The 13,100-nt window shown below is 57.8% G+C and carries 11 protein-coding genes and 3 pseudogenes; 5 read left to right on the top strand and 9 right to left on the bottom strand.

What is annotated here, in order from left to right:
- Positions 1-18: 18 nt before the first annotated feature.
- On the bottom strand, positions 19-1,251 hold the full coding sequence (locus HJD22_RS10775) for an amino acid deaminase (RefSeq protein WP_208655251.1): 1,233 nt from the start codon (positions 1,249-1,251) through the stop codon (positions 19-21).
- Between the two features lie 115 nt (positions 1,252-1,366).
- Here HJD22_RS10775 and HJD22_RS10770 point away from each other — a divergent pair, with 115 nt between their 5' ends.
- The 4 genes from HJD22_RS10770 to HJD22_RS10755 all read left to right on the top strand — a co-directional run bounded on the left by HJD22_RS10770 (position 1,367) and on the right by HJD22_RS10755 (position 5,731).
- Entirely contained in the window at positions 1,367-2,230 is an 864-nt protein-coding gene (locus HJD22_RS10770) for a MurR/RpiR family transcriptional regulator (RefSeq protein WP_208655252.1), read from the top strand.
- 3 nt (positions 2,231-2,233) lie between these two features.
- Positions 2,234-3,676, top strand: coding sequence for an amidohydrolase family protein (locus tag HJD22_RS10765; protein ID WP_208655253.1), 1,443 nt, complete (start codon positions 2,234-2,236; stop codon positions 3,674-3,676).
- Positions 3,677-3,708: 32 nt separating this feature from the next.
- Positions 3,709-4,101: a RidA family protein gene (locus tag HJD22_RS10760; RefSeq protein WP_208655254.1), complete on the top strand. Its 393-nt coding sequence runs from the start codon at positions 3,709-3,711 to the stop codon at positions 4,099-4,101.
- A gap of 136 nt (positions 4,102-4,237) precedes the next feature.
- Positions 4,238-5,731: a sodium:solute symporter family protein gene (locus tag HJD22_RS10755; protein ID WP_208655255.1), complete on the top strand. Its 1,494-nt coding sequence runs from the start codon at positions 4,238-4,240 to the stop codon at positions 5,729-5,731.
- Positions 5,732-5,733: 2 nt separating this feature from the next.
- Here the strand turns inward: HJD22_RS10755 and HJD22_RS10750 are convergent, their stop codons facing one another.
- The 4 genes and pseudogenes from HJD22_RS10750 to HJD22_RS10735 all read right to left on the bottom strand — a co-directional run.
- Complete coding sequence (locus tag HJD22_RS10750) at positions 5,734-6,222, bottom strand: ureidoglycolate lyase (RefSeq protein ID WP_208655256.1); 489 nt, start codon at positions 6,220-6,222, stop codon at positions 5,734-5,736.
- Between the two features lie 17 nt (positions 6,223-6,239).
- Positions 6,240-7,076 (bottom strand): bifunctional allantoicase/(S)-ureidoglycine aminohydrolase, encoded by an 837-nt coding sequence (locus HJD22_RS10745; protein WP_208656843.1) that lies wholly within the window; start codon positions 7,074-7,076, stop codon positions 6,240-6,242.
- A gap of 107 nt (positions 7,077-7,183) precedes the next feature.
- A pseudogene (locus tag HJD22_RS10740) lies at positions 7,184-7,787 on the bottom strand (IS630 family transposase); the annotation flags it as partial.
- 18 nt (positions 7,788-7,805) lie between these two features.
- A pseudogene (locus HJD22_RS10735) lies at positions 7,806-8,021 on the bottom strand (transposase); the annotation flags it as partial.
- Between the two features lie 87 nt (positions 8,022-8,108).
- On the opposite strand from HJD22_RS10735, the pseudogene HJD22_RS10730 reads away from it, so the two are divergent.
- Positions 8,109-8,309, top strand: a pseudogene (locus HJD22_RS10730) (transposase); the annotation flags it as partial.
- 233 nt (positions 8,310-8,542) lie between these two features.
- On the opposite strand, the gene HJD22_RS10725 reads toward HJD22_RS10730, so the two are convergent.
- From HJD22_RS10725 to HJD22_RS10710, 4 genes are all read right to left on the bottom strand, one after another.
- The gene (locus HJD22_RS10725; protein WP_208655258.1) at positions 8,543-8,818 is read right to left on the bottom strand and encodes a transposase; all 276 of its coding nucleotides are present in this window, start codon (positions 8,816-8,818) and stop codon (positions 8,543-8,545) included.
- A gap of 653 nt (positions 8,819-9,471) precedes the next feature.
- A complete protein-coding gene (locus HJD22_RS10720) occupies positions 9,472-10,692 on the bottom strand; it encodes a CapA family protein (RefSeq protein ID WP_208655259.1) in 1,221 nt (406 codons plus the stop codon).
- A gap of 191 nt (positions 10,693-10,883) precedes the next feature.
- The gene (locus tag HJD22_RS10715) at positions 10,884-11,888 is read right to left on the bottom strand and encodes an ABC transporter ATP-binding protein (protein ID WP_217267752.1); all 1,005 of its coding nucleotides are present in this window, start codon (positions 11,886-11,888) and stop codon (positions 10,884-10,886) included.
- Between the two features lie 107 nt (positions 11,889-11,995).
- On the bottom strand, positions 11,996-13,093 hold the full coding sequence (locus tag HJD22_RS10710; protein ID WP_208655261.1) for an ABC transporter ATP-binding protein: 1,098 nt from the start codon (positions 13,091-13,093) through the stop codon (positions 11,996-11,998).
- Positions 13,094-13,100 lie beyond the last annotated feature (7 nt).

The raw sequence follows: 13,100 nt of genomic DNA, 5'->3' as shown, positions 1-13,100 counted from the left end.
TTATATAAAAACTATTTTTCAGAAAAAGGTGGGCATAACTTCAATAACTTTAAGAGAGTCATCCATTAGCAACAGCTGGCGCCACTTATCGAAGGTCAGGCAGGGGTGCGAGGTGCCGAAAGCGATGACATCGCCGACCGCAAGTGCGGCTTGCTGGGGAATCTCGAGGAAGAGATGCTGGTCCATGATATGCCTCGCATGCCAATTGCTGACATCCAGCGGCAAGGTTGCCGCCTCGGGACGAGAGAACAGCGGATAGAGGCGTAGCGGCAACGGCAGGTCTGGTTCGTGACCTATGTCGCGCTTGCCCAGTGCGACGATCGCCAGGCCGGGTTCGGGCAGCGACTGCACATGGGCGTACACTTCCAGGGCCGACTGCAGCTCCCCCTGCAACTGTGGATGGCGGGCCTTCACGTCGGCCATGGCCCCGGCGTAGAGCTTGTGGTCGTGGACCACGTAGCAGCCCGGCCTGAGTACCGGCGTATAGTGTTCGCGCAGCTCCGCATTATCGAACGCCTCGGCAATCAGATCGAACCACTTGGAGCCGGAAGCGGTGACGATCGGCGCCTCACAGCTGAGCACGCCGCTGGCACGCAGCGCGCGCACGGTCTCCACCAGTCGTTCGCCGTAAGCGCGCACCGAGGCGACCTCATCGTCTCCGGCGATCACGCCCTCGTATCCTTCGATACCCACCAGCGCCAGGGCGGGCTCTCCGGCAATAGCTTCCACCAGCGCCTCGAGCTGGAGCTGATCGCGGCAGCCGCAGCGCCCCCCCTCGACACCCAGCTCGATCAATACCTGCAGACGCAGATCACGGGCGGCAAAGAATGCGCCCAGTTGACGAACATTTTCGATGCTATCCACCAGGCAGTAGTAGTCTGCACCCGCCGCGATCAGCTCGGCGACAATCGCCATGTTGGCCATGCCGACGAGTTGGTTGGCCATCAGCAGCCGCTGGACACCGTGGGCGAAGGCCGCCCGGCACTGCGGCGCCGTGGCCAAGGTGATGCCCCAAGCGCCGGCCTCGAGCTGGCGCCTGAACAGGGCCGGCGCCATGGTGGTCTTGCCGTGTGGCGCCAGGTGCGCGCCATGCGCATCGGCGAAGCGCTGCATCCAGAGCAGGTTGTGGCGCAGCGCCGGTTCGCGAATCACCGCCGCCGGTAGACTCACCCCCGAAAGCAGGTCGCCTCCGCTCTCGACCGTCCCCTTGTCGTAGCGCCAGACAATCGGGGCGTCATCATGGTCGCGCATTTCCTCTCTCCATTTCGGTTGGCCTGTGCAGCCACGTTCTTTATTTTCACGAAAATTTGACTATGTGTTAGAAACTAACATAGCGTTGGCGTCAGGCAAGTTCAAGGAGCACACGGTGAGCCAAGACACCGATATTCTTTCCCATATTACGGCCCATTTCGCTGGACTGCGCGATGCCGAGAAGAAGGTCGCCGCACTGATTCATGACGATATCGACTTCATCACCGAGGCCAGCATCAGCGAGATCGCCACCCGCGCCGGTGTCAGCGACGCCAGCGTGACACGCTTCGCTCGCGCCGTGGGATGCCAGAACGTGCGCGACCTCAAGACCCGCCTGACCCGGGCCCTGGCAGCCGGACGTCGCTTCATCCAGGATGCCAGCGAAGCCGATGGCTCCAGTGCCGTATACGACATTGCCACCCAGACGCTTGCCGTCAATCGCGACCTGATGGCCCAGGCCGATCTTGCCGGTGCGGTCGAGCATCTCGACAACGCACGTCAGATCCTGGTCTTCGGTGCCGGCGGCGGCTCCAGCATGCTGGCTCAGGAGATGCAGTTCAGGCTGGTGCGGCTTGGCTACGCGATCAGCGCCTACCCACAGTCGCTGCTGCCTCGCATGGTCGCCTCGACACTTGACCCAAGCGATGTGGTCGCGGTGCTCTCCGTTACCGGCTTCACTCCCGAGATGATCGAGTCCGCCCAGATTGCCCGCCACTATGGGGCCCGAGTCGTGGCGATCACCGCCAGTGGCTCGCCGCTTGCCGAGATCGCCGATGTGGTGCTGCCGATCGCCTCACGCGAGACTGATTTCATCTATCACCCGTCTGCCTCGCGCTACGCCATGCTGGCCGCCATCGACGTGCTGGCACTTGAGCTTGCCATGCGCCATCGCGACCGCAGCCGTGACAAGTTGCGACGCCTTAAGATCACCCTGGATGCCCATCGCAGCGGCGACAATCGTCAGCCGCTGGGAGACTGACCCATGCCCTATGACGTACTGATTCGTGGCGTTCACGTACTCGATGGCACTGGCGCGAATGCCTTTACTGCAGATGTCGCGATTCGTGGCGAGCGCATCGCCGCTATCGGCCAGCTGACCCTGGCCACGGCTGACATCACAATCGATGGACGGGATAGATATCTGAGCCCCGGCTTCATCGACGTGCATACCCACGACGACACCAATGTGATCCGTACCCCCGAGATGCTACCCAAGCTCTCTCAAGGCGTAACCACTGTAGTGGTGGGCAACTGTGGCATCAGTGCAAGCCCGGTCACGCTAAGCGGCGATGTGCCCGACCCGATGAACCTGCTGGGTCGCGCCGAGGACTTCCGCTATCCAAGCTTCGCCGCCTATGCCGAGGCCGTGGATGCCGCCACGCCCAGCGTCAACGTGGCAGCCTTGGTAGGACATACCAGCCTGCGCAGCCAGGTGATGGACGACTTTGCGCGTGCCGCAAGCGAAGAGGAGATCGCCGCCATGTGGCTCATGCTCTGTCAGGCACTCGACGAGGGGGCGCTGGGGCTGAGCTCGGGGCTCGCTTACCGCAACGCCTTCCATGCCCCCAGGGCGGAAATGACATCCCTGGTAGCCGCCGTGGGCCGAGCCGGCGGGCTTTATACCACCCATCTGCGGGATGAGTTCGCCGGCCTGCCCGGCGCCATGGACGAAGCCTTCACCACTGCCCGAGAAGGCCAGGTGCCGCTGGTCATCTCGCATCTCAAGTGCGCCGGTGCCGGCAATTGGGGTGGCGCACCGCGGGCGCTGGCCAAGCTGGAAACGGCAGCACGCCAGCAGTGCGTGCATTGCGACTGCTACCCCTACACGGCAGGCTCCTCGACACTCGACCTGGGTCAGGTCAATGACGAGATCGAGATCACCATCACCTGGTCGGAGCCTCATCCAGAGCAGGCCCGACGCCCGCTCAAGGCCATCGCCGCCGACTGGGGAATGCCGCTGCATGACGCTGCAAGGCGCCTGCAGCCGGCCGGGGCGGTCTATCACAACATGAGCGAGGAGGACATGCGCCAGATACTCGCTCACCCCCTATCGATGGTGGGTTCCGACGGCCTGCCCAACGACCCGCATCCCCACCCCCGCCTTTGGGGCGCCTTCCCTAGGGTCCTGGCCCACTACAGTCGCGATCTGGGCCTGATGTCGCTCGCCGAGGCGGTCCGCAAGATGACGGGATTGTCGGCTGCCAACTTCGGACTGATCGACCGTGGCGTGATCCGTGAGGGCGCTTATGCCGACCTCACCCTGTTCGATCTCGACACGCTGGAGGATATCGCCGATTACGACACTCCTATCTCACCGGCTCGCGGCATCGAGCTGGTCATGGTCAATGGGGTGATCGGCTATCGGCAGGGACAGCCAACCGGAAATAGAGGCGGGCGCATGCTGCGCCGCCGACAACGCATCTGATGGCGATTCGCCAATTCATGGAGGTAGGAAGCATGAGCATTACCCGATATGGCACCGAGGGTGGCATTGGCACCGGGGGCCAGAAGCTGCCCTTCGCCCGCGCCGTCGAGGCTGGCGGATGGTTGTACGTTTCCGGCCAGACACCGATGACCGATGGCGAAGTGGTGGAGGGTGGCATTATCGAGCAGACCCGCCTGGCGTTCGACAACTGCCTGGCGATCATGCACGAGGCGGGCTATGGCGTGGAGGATGTGGTGCATGTCACCGCCGTGCTTACCGATGCCCGCTACTTTTCGTCCTTCAACAAGGTGTTCAGCGAGCTCTTTTCGAACAATCCGCCGGCGCGCATCTGCAGCGTTCAGGACCTGGTGGTGGACTGCAAGGTGGAGGTCGACGTGAAGTGCTTCAGGGCCGACCGGGCCTGAAGAAGGTGTGCCGCGCCCCCGGCAAGGGGCACGGCACGGGGCGCGTACGGGCAAGCTTTCGATATGGAACCCGACGCGTTCAAGCATTGCTCAGCCGGTCGCGGCAACGACCGGACAACAACGATAAGAGGCTAACATGAACAGTCAAATTTTCCTCGGCGCCTTCGTGGCGTACGTTCTCGTCATGATCGGGTTCGGCTGGTGGATATCGCGTCATAAACGCGGCACCGGCGACGACTTCCTGTTGGGCGGGCGCAGCGTTCCGCTGTTCCTGACCATTGGAACTACGGTGGCGACGATGGTCGGTACCGGTTCGAGCATGGGTGCAGTGGGCTTCGGTTACGCCAATGGCTGGGCAGGCGCTCTGTATGGTATCGGCGGGGCAACGGGCGTGCTGCTGCTGGCCTGGTGCTTCGCCCCGGTACGCAAGCTGCGCTTCATGACCATGAGCGAGGAGCTGGCTTACTATGTCGGCGCCAATCGCCTGGTCCGCAATGTGGTGGCGCTGCTGATCTATGTCGCCTGCATCGGCTGGCTGGGGGCGCACATCCTCGGCGGCGGTCTTTATCTTTCGTGGATGGCGGGTATCGACCTGGGCTTAGCCAAGGTACTGGTGGCGCTGGGCTTCGGTGTCTACTGCGTAATCGGCGGCTATACCGCGGTGATCTGGACCGATACCGTCCAGGCCGTGGTGCTGTTTGCGGGCTTCATGCTCATGGCGATCCTTGCCCTGGTCGAAGTCGGCGGCTTCGGCGGGCTGACCGCCAGCATGGACGTCGCCGCCACCAGCTTCCTCGGGATCGACAAGATCGGCGCGCTGCCCGCGCTGTCGCTCGCGGCGGTGATCGCCATCGGCGTACTCGCCACGCCGTCGTTTCGCCAGCGCATCTACTCCGGCGAGTCGGTGGCATCGGTGCGGCGCTCCTTCGTCATCACCGGCGTGCTCTACCTGGGCTTCTCGATCATTCCGGCAATCATCGGCATGGCCACGCATGCGCTCAATCCGGGCCTTGAAAATAGCAACTTCGCCTTCCCTTTCCTGGCCACCGAGATACTGCCGCTGGGACTGGGTCTGCTGCTGCTGGTCGCGGGCCTGTCGGCGACCATGTCGAGTGCCAGCTCCGATGCCATCGCCGGCGTCTCGACGCTGATGCGCGACATCTGCCTCCTCTTTACCGGGCGTACGCCGGCAGCGCGCAACGTGGTGCGCTTCTCGCGCCTGGCGCTGGTGGCAACCATCGGTCTTGCGCTGATCTTCGCCCTCACCTCGGACAACGTCATCACCTATATCACCCGGATGATCTCGACCATTCTCTCGGGGCTATTCGTATGCGGCATGCTGGGACGCTTCTGGCCACGCTACAACTGGCAGGGCGCCGTGGCGACTCTGGTTACCGCCTCGGTGACCTCGCTGACCGTCATCGCCAATGCCGAGTGGAGCACCTTCTGGGGCAATCCCAGCATTCCTGCGGTGCTCGCGGCCCTCCTTGCCGGCGTGACGATCACCCTGCTGACCCCCGCCTCACGCGTCACCCCGGAGCAGGCCTTGGCGCTGCTCGATCAGGAGCGCGAGCGGATGGAGCAGGCCCCCGATGTGGCACTGACCCAGGCTGCCTCGACTACCCCTTGAGCTCAGTCCAGCAAGACCCGCAACAGGAGAGGGCACTCCTCGCAATTGTTGCCCTCTCCACCACGATCGACGACCAGGAATTCGCCCTCGCGGTCGAGCACCGACTGGATGGCGTGCCAGGTACCGGCACGGTAGTTGACGCCCTGATGCCCATCGGTGACGAACGCCCTCACCGCGTGTGAATCGATCGTCTCGCCCGGCGGTGCGACGACAATCACGAAGCGCTCCTGGTGCAGCGGCATGAAGGCTTGGCTGCCCAGCGGATGACGCTCAAGGAAGTCGAGTTCCAGGGGCAACGCTACCGGCTGGCTGACGAAGATGCTGATCAGCGGACGTGCCCCTTCACCGAGCGTCTCGACCCTGGCCAGATCGTGATAACGCCGGGTACGCCCGGCATTGATCTCGAAGTAATCGGCGCATCGCGTATCGATGACGTCACCGAACGCCGCGAAGGCCTTCGGGGTCAGTGGCTGGGCCTTGAGTTCAAGCATGGTCTCTCCCTACCCGTTTAACGGGCGCCAAAGGGCGTGAGCTTCATGTGCCGGTTCACATCCTTGTAGAGCAGGTAGCGAAACGGCCCCGGACCGCCGGCATAGCAAGCCTGTGGGCAGAAGGCGCGCAGCCACATGAAGTCGCCGGCCTCCACTTCCACCCACTGCTGGTTGAGATGGTAGACCGCCTTGCCCTCGAGCACGTAGAGGCCATGCTCCATCACGTGGGTCTCGTCGAAGGGGATCACGCCTCCCGGCTGGAAGGTGACGATGTTGACGTGCATGTCGTGGCGCACGTCATCGGGATCGACGAAGCGCGTGGTCGCCCAGCGCCCTTCGGTGCCCGGCATCTCCCGAGGTGTGATGTCGTTCTCGTTGGTGACGAAGGCCTTGGGTACCTCAATGCCCTCGACGCACTCGTAGGCCTTGCGCACCCAGTGGAAGCGCACCGCGGCATCGGTGTCGTTACACACCTGCCAGTCGCTTCCCGGTGGAATAAAAGCATAACCGCCCGGCTGCATCAGGTGCCGTTCACCCGAGAGCGTCAACGTCAGCTGCCCCTCCACCACGAACAGCACCCCTTCCGCTGCGGGATCGGGCTCGGGCCTGTCGCTGCCGCCGTCAGGGGCAACTTCCATGATGTACTGGGAGAAGGTTTCGGCGAATCCCGACAGTGGCCGCGACAGCACCCATAGCCGGGTCTTCTCCCAGAAAGGCAGATTGCTAGTGACGATATCGCGCATCACCCCCTTGGGAATGATCGCGTAGGCCTCGGTGAACACCGCACGGTCGGAGAGCAGTTGGGTCTGAGCCGGATGGCCGCCATGGGGCGCGTAGTAGCTTCGCTTGGTCATCATGAATCCTCAGGTGGGCACCCGGCCGGCAAGGAATATTATGGAAATCATTTCCAAAATAACTCACGAGAGAGGCTGGGGCAAGTGATCTACTACGTGGCCATTCATTAATAATCGAGCGCTCTACTTCCGTAGCCACCAAGCAAGCGGCGCACATCATTACAGAGGTGGTCAAATGAGAGGTAGGCGCTCAAGGGCAGCCAGGGTACTTCATCTGCCGCCACAGGATCGCAATCAGGTTCAATTCCGGCGAGTAGGCGGATAGGTAGACCAAGTGCACACGATGCGACATCCCCTCCTGCATCTTGCATCTAAAGGCCCTGGAACGATGCATGCTGACATTGTCCAGCACCACCACCGGAAGGTATCGGAATCTTTCTGGGACACAAACTGGTCAAATGCCGCAATTACCGTTTCCGTCATGACGGGTTCGGTGGTGGTAGGGTGAACCAACTTCCCTTGCCGGCTGAGAAACCCCAATACGTTGAGCCTGCGACTGTGTGAGTAAGCCGTCACCTCCCAGGGCTTACCGATAGGGCTCCACGCATAAGGCACCGACGATGACTGCGAAAAGCCCGACTTGTCAAAGTAATACAGCTCGTGCTCGCCTCGATCCTCACGCTCGTGAAGCGCCTTCAGGAGGCGCTAAGTGTTGCGAAAATCCGTTTCATCACGCCGTCCCTTCAGTGAGCGCCGAATACGCTTGAAACTATGACGATTTTTTATGGTTCATCTCATTTTGCCGGGAAACGCGACACGGATCTTCAGAAAGAAGTACGCCGTGTCCCGATACCCATAGGCCATCCGCTTGATGACCTTGATCCGATTGTTCATGCCCTCCAGCACGTTGGTGTTCAGCCGGTGCCGGGTACTGGACATGATGCCCAGATAGGGAGCCAGCCGCTTGGCAAAGCGTCCCAGGGCCTCAATGCCGCTGCTGATTGCCATGTCGTACTGACCTTTCCCCCAGTAACCGGTCCACCGCCAATGTGAGTTTTCCGCTACGTTATCCTCATAGCAGGAGATCTCACGATGAAGCGTAACCGACATACCGAAGAGCAGTTCATCAGTATCCTCAAGGCCAACGAGCGTGGTGTCTCGATCGCCGAGCTGGCCCGGCAGAACGGCGTGACCGAGCAGACCCTTTACCGCTGGAAGGCCCAGTACAGCGGCATGGAGATTTCGGAGGCCAAGCGCCTGCGCGAGCTGGAGACCGAGAACGCCCGACTCAAGACACCTCGAAGAGTTATCAGGCTTTTCGCCACTGGGTCAGCTTTGGCGTGATGCGCGATGCGCTCCGTGACAGAGGCAATGCGATCATCCAAGTAGCACAGGTCCTCGGCGAGTCTAGCGAGCAGGAGGCGAAAGCTATCGGTCAAGCCGTTCTCGGCATCTTTCAGCCAGCGTGGCAGAGCCGCTCGCAGTTGACCGATGCCAACTGGCGCCACCAGTCCATATTCGCCCACTCAGGCCACGGATCTAGTTGGCCTTGGCTGTGCGCTGCTGAACCAACTCTTCGCGGATGCGGTGCGCGGCCTGAACATCTTGTTGAGCGCCGTCTTGACCGTCACGAAGCGCATAGTCAGCCGGCTCATGGCCTCACAGATGGCCTCGGCATCGACCCGGTCGTTCTTGTTGCTCTTGACGTAGGGCTTCACGAACTGAGCCGCGATCAGCTTGACATGATAGCCACATGCCTGGAGTGCACGCGCCCAGTAGTGAGAGGAGGCATAGGCTTCCATGCCGATTTCGCCGCCAGCGGGGACTCGCTTGACGATGGCACCCAGTCACTTATCACGTGAATATTTCCCGCGCCACTGAGCCTGATCATGGCGGTTTACGCCATACACATAAAAGACAGAGTTTACGATATCGACACCGACTCGGGTAATGGTCATGAAATGCTCTCCTCATCCTCCGATAGGGCTATAGCCCCGTTACCTATCAGTACAGTGTGGCGCAGCAGCGCCGGTATAGGTGGGGCGGACCATTCCATTGGTAAAGCAGGGAGGGTACCGGTGCTGGCCCTCCTGCCTCTACCGTGTGGTCCAAAGTGCTGCAGTTATTCTATGAATTCAGGCATTACATCTCGCTTGATCAGCTCCAGTCCCACCTGGATGATTACCTATGGGGCCTATAACAGTGCCCGACCACTCAGGGCGCTCAAGAGCAAGACGCCGATTGGATTTATCCTTGATCAATGGCAGAAAGAGCCCCAGAAATTTTATAATGCTCCAACCATTACTTCACGGGACCAAACATCTAAATACTCCCCGCCGCGACTCCTTCCTGGCGAAGGAGACGCGACGCGAGTGCATCATATACCGGAGATAGGCCCCCGAATTACCTCGGGTCAATTAAACATGAATCGTTATACTGAGTTATCATGTGCCCCTTATCCTACCTCTCGCAGCAAAACTTCCCCCACATCGCCGTTGACATTTATACGACAATCAAAAGGAGCAGATAAATCACGCAAGTGTTCGAGAATACTTTGTCCGTAACGGCCCTCTGCCGGAAGAGGATAAAGTCGGGAGGGATCGGACATATCTTGATTCACGATGATATCCTCCTTGCCGAGTGTAATGGGATGCAGCTTCAACTCTTGCCAGCTGCCATCAGCAAAACTCGCCTCAACTATGACACTTTGCCAGCATCTGTGATCAGGCCAGTAAGATGGTCCCGCAGTCGGATGGAAGATAAAATTGCCAAGACTATAAAAAATCGGTTTTTCCTTATAGATCTCCACAGCCTGTAACATGGGGACACCGTGACCGAGGAAGCCATGGGCACCGGCATCTATACAGTCGTGGGCAAAATCCTGTAACCACTCCCCCACCTGCTGCCACTCCTGTTCCCAATGGTGCTGGTGCAAGTATACCAGAACGATATCGGCTTGTTCCGCTGCCTCGGCTATCAGACGGAGATGGCGAGCTCGATCCTCCGCGTCAATAACTCGTTTAATTTCATGTCGCTCCCCTTCGGCGAACCATTGCTCTCCGACCTGGATATACCCATCGGCGTCCGGGGCGTACCCAAGTGGCGCAAGCGTTGCCGCTAACCGTTCAAACTCCTGCCTGGGCACAGCATGGATATCCCGCACCAAAATGGGGTTCACACCGGGACGAGCGAGCGAGCCAAGTTTTTCTTTTGCCGTTGCAAAAGCTTGCTCAGGAAGATTGCCTGATGCCATCGCAATAAGAGCGACTCTACCACCTGGTGTATCGACAAATACCGGGGCTTCGGCATCCTCTAGACAAACACCTGTTCCAGCATGCTTGAAGCCTTCCTTTCCTACTAACTCAATCGTATCCAATACCCCTGTGGGGCCAAGATCCCAAGCGTGGTTATTTGCAAGAGAGAGTACATTAAACCCCAATTTCTTTAGGCAGTCCAAAGATGAAGCATCAGGACGTGTACACCAATCGAGTGGTTTCATAGGCCAGCTCTCCCTATCTCCCTTGACAGTAACCTCCAAATTAGTGAAGGAAAAGTCAGCCTCTTTAAGTATTGCTTCTAACTCAACCCAACCATCGGCATCATGAGGCTCGATTTTGTGTTCGACCAATGACTGACCCACCATGGCAAGCTTTACTTCCTTAATGTTTCTACTCACTAGCTTCTACCTCCTTTTCGGATAAATCATAATACTTCACCTTGGTCTTATCCTTTCTCTCTTCTGATACCGCTGCTCGCTTAGGTCGATGGCTGCCGGGAGCGTCAGTGCCCCTCGACAAAGATATCCAATTGCACCATGGGAATGCCGTGCATCGTAGTACTCGTAAGAAAGACAAGATTCTGCTGTGCTCATTCAAGCGACATTTCTTTTATGCAACGTATGTATCTACCCTCTTCCCGTCGCTCAAAATCGGGTACCTTTTCGCTACATTTATCCGACACATGTGCACAACGCTGAGAGAAGCTACAACCGCGGGGCAGAGCGGCAAGATCCGGCGGTTCACCAGGGATCGGAGTGAGTAAATGTCCACGATGCGCGGGCGTTATAGTCGCATTTAGTAACCCTACGGTGTAGGGATGCATAGGTTCCTTTACCACTTCATGAGTTTGGCCAATCTCCACGAAGCGTCCGGCATACATCACCGCAATCCTATCTGAAATTTCACCAGCCACCCCAAGGTCGTGAGTTACGAAAACCATGCTCATGCCCAACTCATCTACCAGTTTTCTAAGCAAGAGCAAAATTTGGATCTGGACGGTGGCATCCAAAGCAGTAGTGGGCTCATCCGCTAACAAGAACGAAGGCTCGGGAGCAAGCGCAACGGCAATCATTACACGCTGCCTGAGGCCGCCAGACAATTCATGCGGGTATGCGTAGTATCTTCGTTCAGGAGACGGGATCTGTACTAACCTCATCAATTCCAAGGCACGCTGTTTCGCTGCCCGACGAGATACCTTCATATGCCTTCTCACGGTCTCCGCTATCTGAAACCCAACAGGAAAGACCGCATCTAGCGCATTCATGGGTTCCTGAAATATCATTGAGGTCACTGCGCCACGGTAGTCCCTTAAATGCTGACCCCGTAAAGCAAGCACATCGTGCCCCGAAATCACCACATTTCCAGTGACATTTGCCTGCTTGGGTAGTAGGCCAAGCAAGGCGCGCAAAGTGACACTTTTTCCTGAACCCGATTCCCCCAATAGGCACAGAACCTCGCCTTTTTTTATCTCGAAACTGATATCATTGACGGCACGAATTACCCGGTTTTCTTGCACGAACCCCACCATCAAGTTCGTAACACGAACTTGATCGATACCTTTTTCGTCGATATCTTCCCACGCTGCACTTTTCATATCCCTTCCTATGGAGGACATACCAATATGGAAGATATACCAATGATGGAATTATCCCCATACAGCAAATATTCACACCAGCCTATGAAAATGACTTTTACTTACATCTATCCCATAGCAATAATATTTTTTATTTCCGCTTGCGGATTCTCACTATATTTATTGTACATATGGCAAGCCACTAAATGAGATTTATGAGCATTCACTTCATTCAGGGAAACGAATTGCAGCTCAGGAGTGCGTTCCGAGCAGGTACGATCTGCAAACTCACAACGAGTATGAAACCGGCACCCTGAAGGTGGATTTATTGGATTAGGTGGATCGCCAAACAATGGTGGCTCACTGCGCCGCTGGCCTGCACCAATGCTTGGCATCGACGCCAAAAGCGCACGCGTATAAGGGTGTCTCGGGTTTCTATATATATCTTCGACAGGACCAATCTCGACAATCTCACCGAGATACATAACGAGGACCCGGTCACAAATATAATAGATAACATTGAGGTCATGGGAGATAAACAAGTATGTCAATTGAAGCGTATTCTTCAATTCCACCAGCAGATTAAGAACCTGCGCCTCAACAGATTTATCTAATGCAGATACGGCTTCATCTAAAATCAACAACCTTGGCTTAAGCGCTAGAGCACGCGCGATGTTGACCCGCTGTCGCTGCCCTCCCGATAATTCATGAGGAAAACGGCGACTATAAAGCCCTACATTAAGCCCCACTTTCCTCAATAATATATGTGATTTTTCTATCGCTTCGTGTGCTTTGATACCATTACTTTGTGGGCCAAACGCCACGCTATCTTCCACCGACAGTCTAGGATTCAAAGACGAATACGAATCCTGAAAAACCATCTGGACTTGGCGTCGGTATTTCTCCCAGCTTAACCCGCCTCTGCATCCTACCGGGTCTCCATCGAAAATCAGCTCACCGTCGTCAGCGGAAACAAGGCCCATTATCAATCGGGCAGTGGTGGATTTCCCACAGCCCGATTCTCCAACAATCCCAACCGTTTCCCCTTTATCTATTGAGAAGCTGATGCCTTCCACCGCTCGAACCATCTTCCGGCTAGTAAACGCTTTAGATCTGACAGGAAAATGTTTCTTAAGCTTATTCGCTATTAATAAGGGTTGCGCAGGACCACCACGGGCATGCTCTTCCAATTGGTGCTGGCTATTACTTCCCACATTGACGGCCATATTGTCA

Origin of the sequence: Halomonas sp. TA22 (assembly GCF_013009075.1) — a bacterium.
GTDB lineage: Bacteria > Pseudomonadota > Gammaproteobacteria > Pseudomonadales > Halomonadaceae > TA22.
The sequence above is the reverse complement of the archived record's forward strand: the minus strand, read 5'-3'. Positions and strand labels throughout refer to the sequence as shown.

Excerpts from the sequence above, each read along its gene's own strand:
- HJD22_RS10710 (WP_208655261.1), bottom strand. The coding sequence starts at position 13,093 with ATGGCCGTCAATGTGGGAAGTAATAGCCAGCACCAATTGGAAGAGCAT.
- HJD22_RS10750 (WP_208655256.1), bottom strand. The coding sequence starts at position 6,222 with ATGCTTGAACTCAAGGCCCAGCCACTGACCCCGAAGGCCTTCGCGGCG.
- HJD22_RS10765 (WP_208655253.1), top strand. The coding sequence starts at position 2,234 with ATGCCCTATGACGTACTGATTCGTGGCGTTCACGTACTCGATGGCACT.
- HJD22_RS10760 (WP_208655254.1), top strand. The coding sequence starts at position 3,709 with ATGAGCATTACCCGATATGGCACCGAGGGTGGCATTGGCACCGGGGGC.
- HJD22_RS10715 (WP_217267752.1), bottom strand. The coding sequence starts at position 11,888 with ATGAAAAGTGCAGCGTGGGAAGATATCGACGAAAAAGGTATCGATCAA.
- HJD22_RS10755 (WP_208655255.1), top strand. The coding sequence starts at position 4,238 with ATGAACAGTCAAATTTTCCTCGGCGCCTTCGTGGCGTACGTTCTCGTC.
- HJD22_RS10725 (WP_208655258.1), bottom strand. The coding sequence starts at position 8,818 with ATGGAAGCCTATGCCTCCTCTCACTACTGGGCGCGTGCACTCCAGGCA.
- HJD22_RS10745 (WP_208656843.1), bottom strand. The coding sequence starts at position 7,076 with ATGACCAAGCGAAGCTACTACGCGCCCCATGGCGGCCATCCGGCTCAG.
- HJD22_RS10775 (WP_208655251.1), bottom strand. The coding sequence starts at position 1,251 with ATGCGCGACCATGATGACGCCCCGATTGTCTGGCGCTACGACAAGGGG.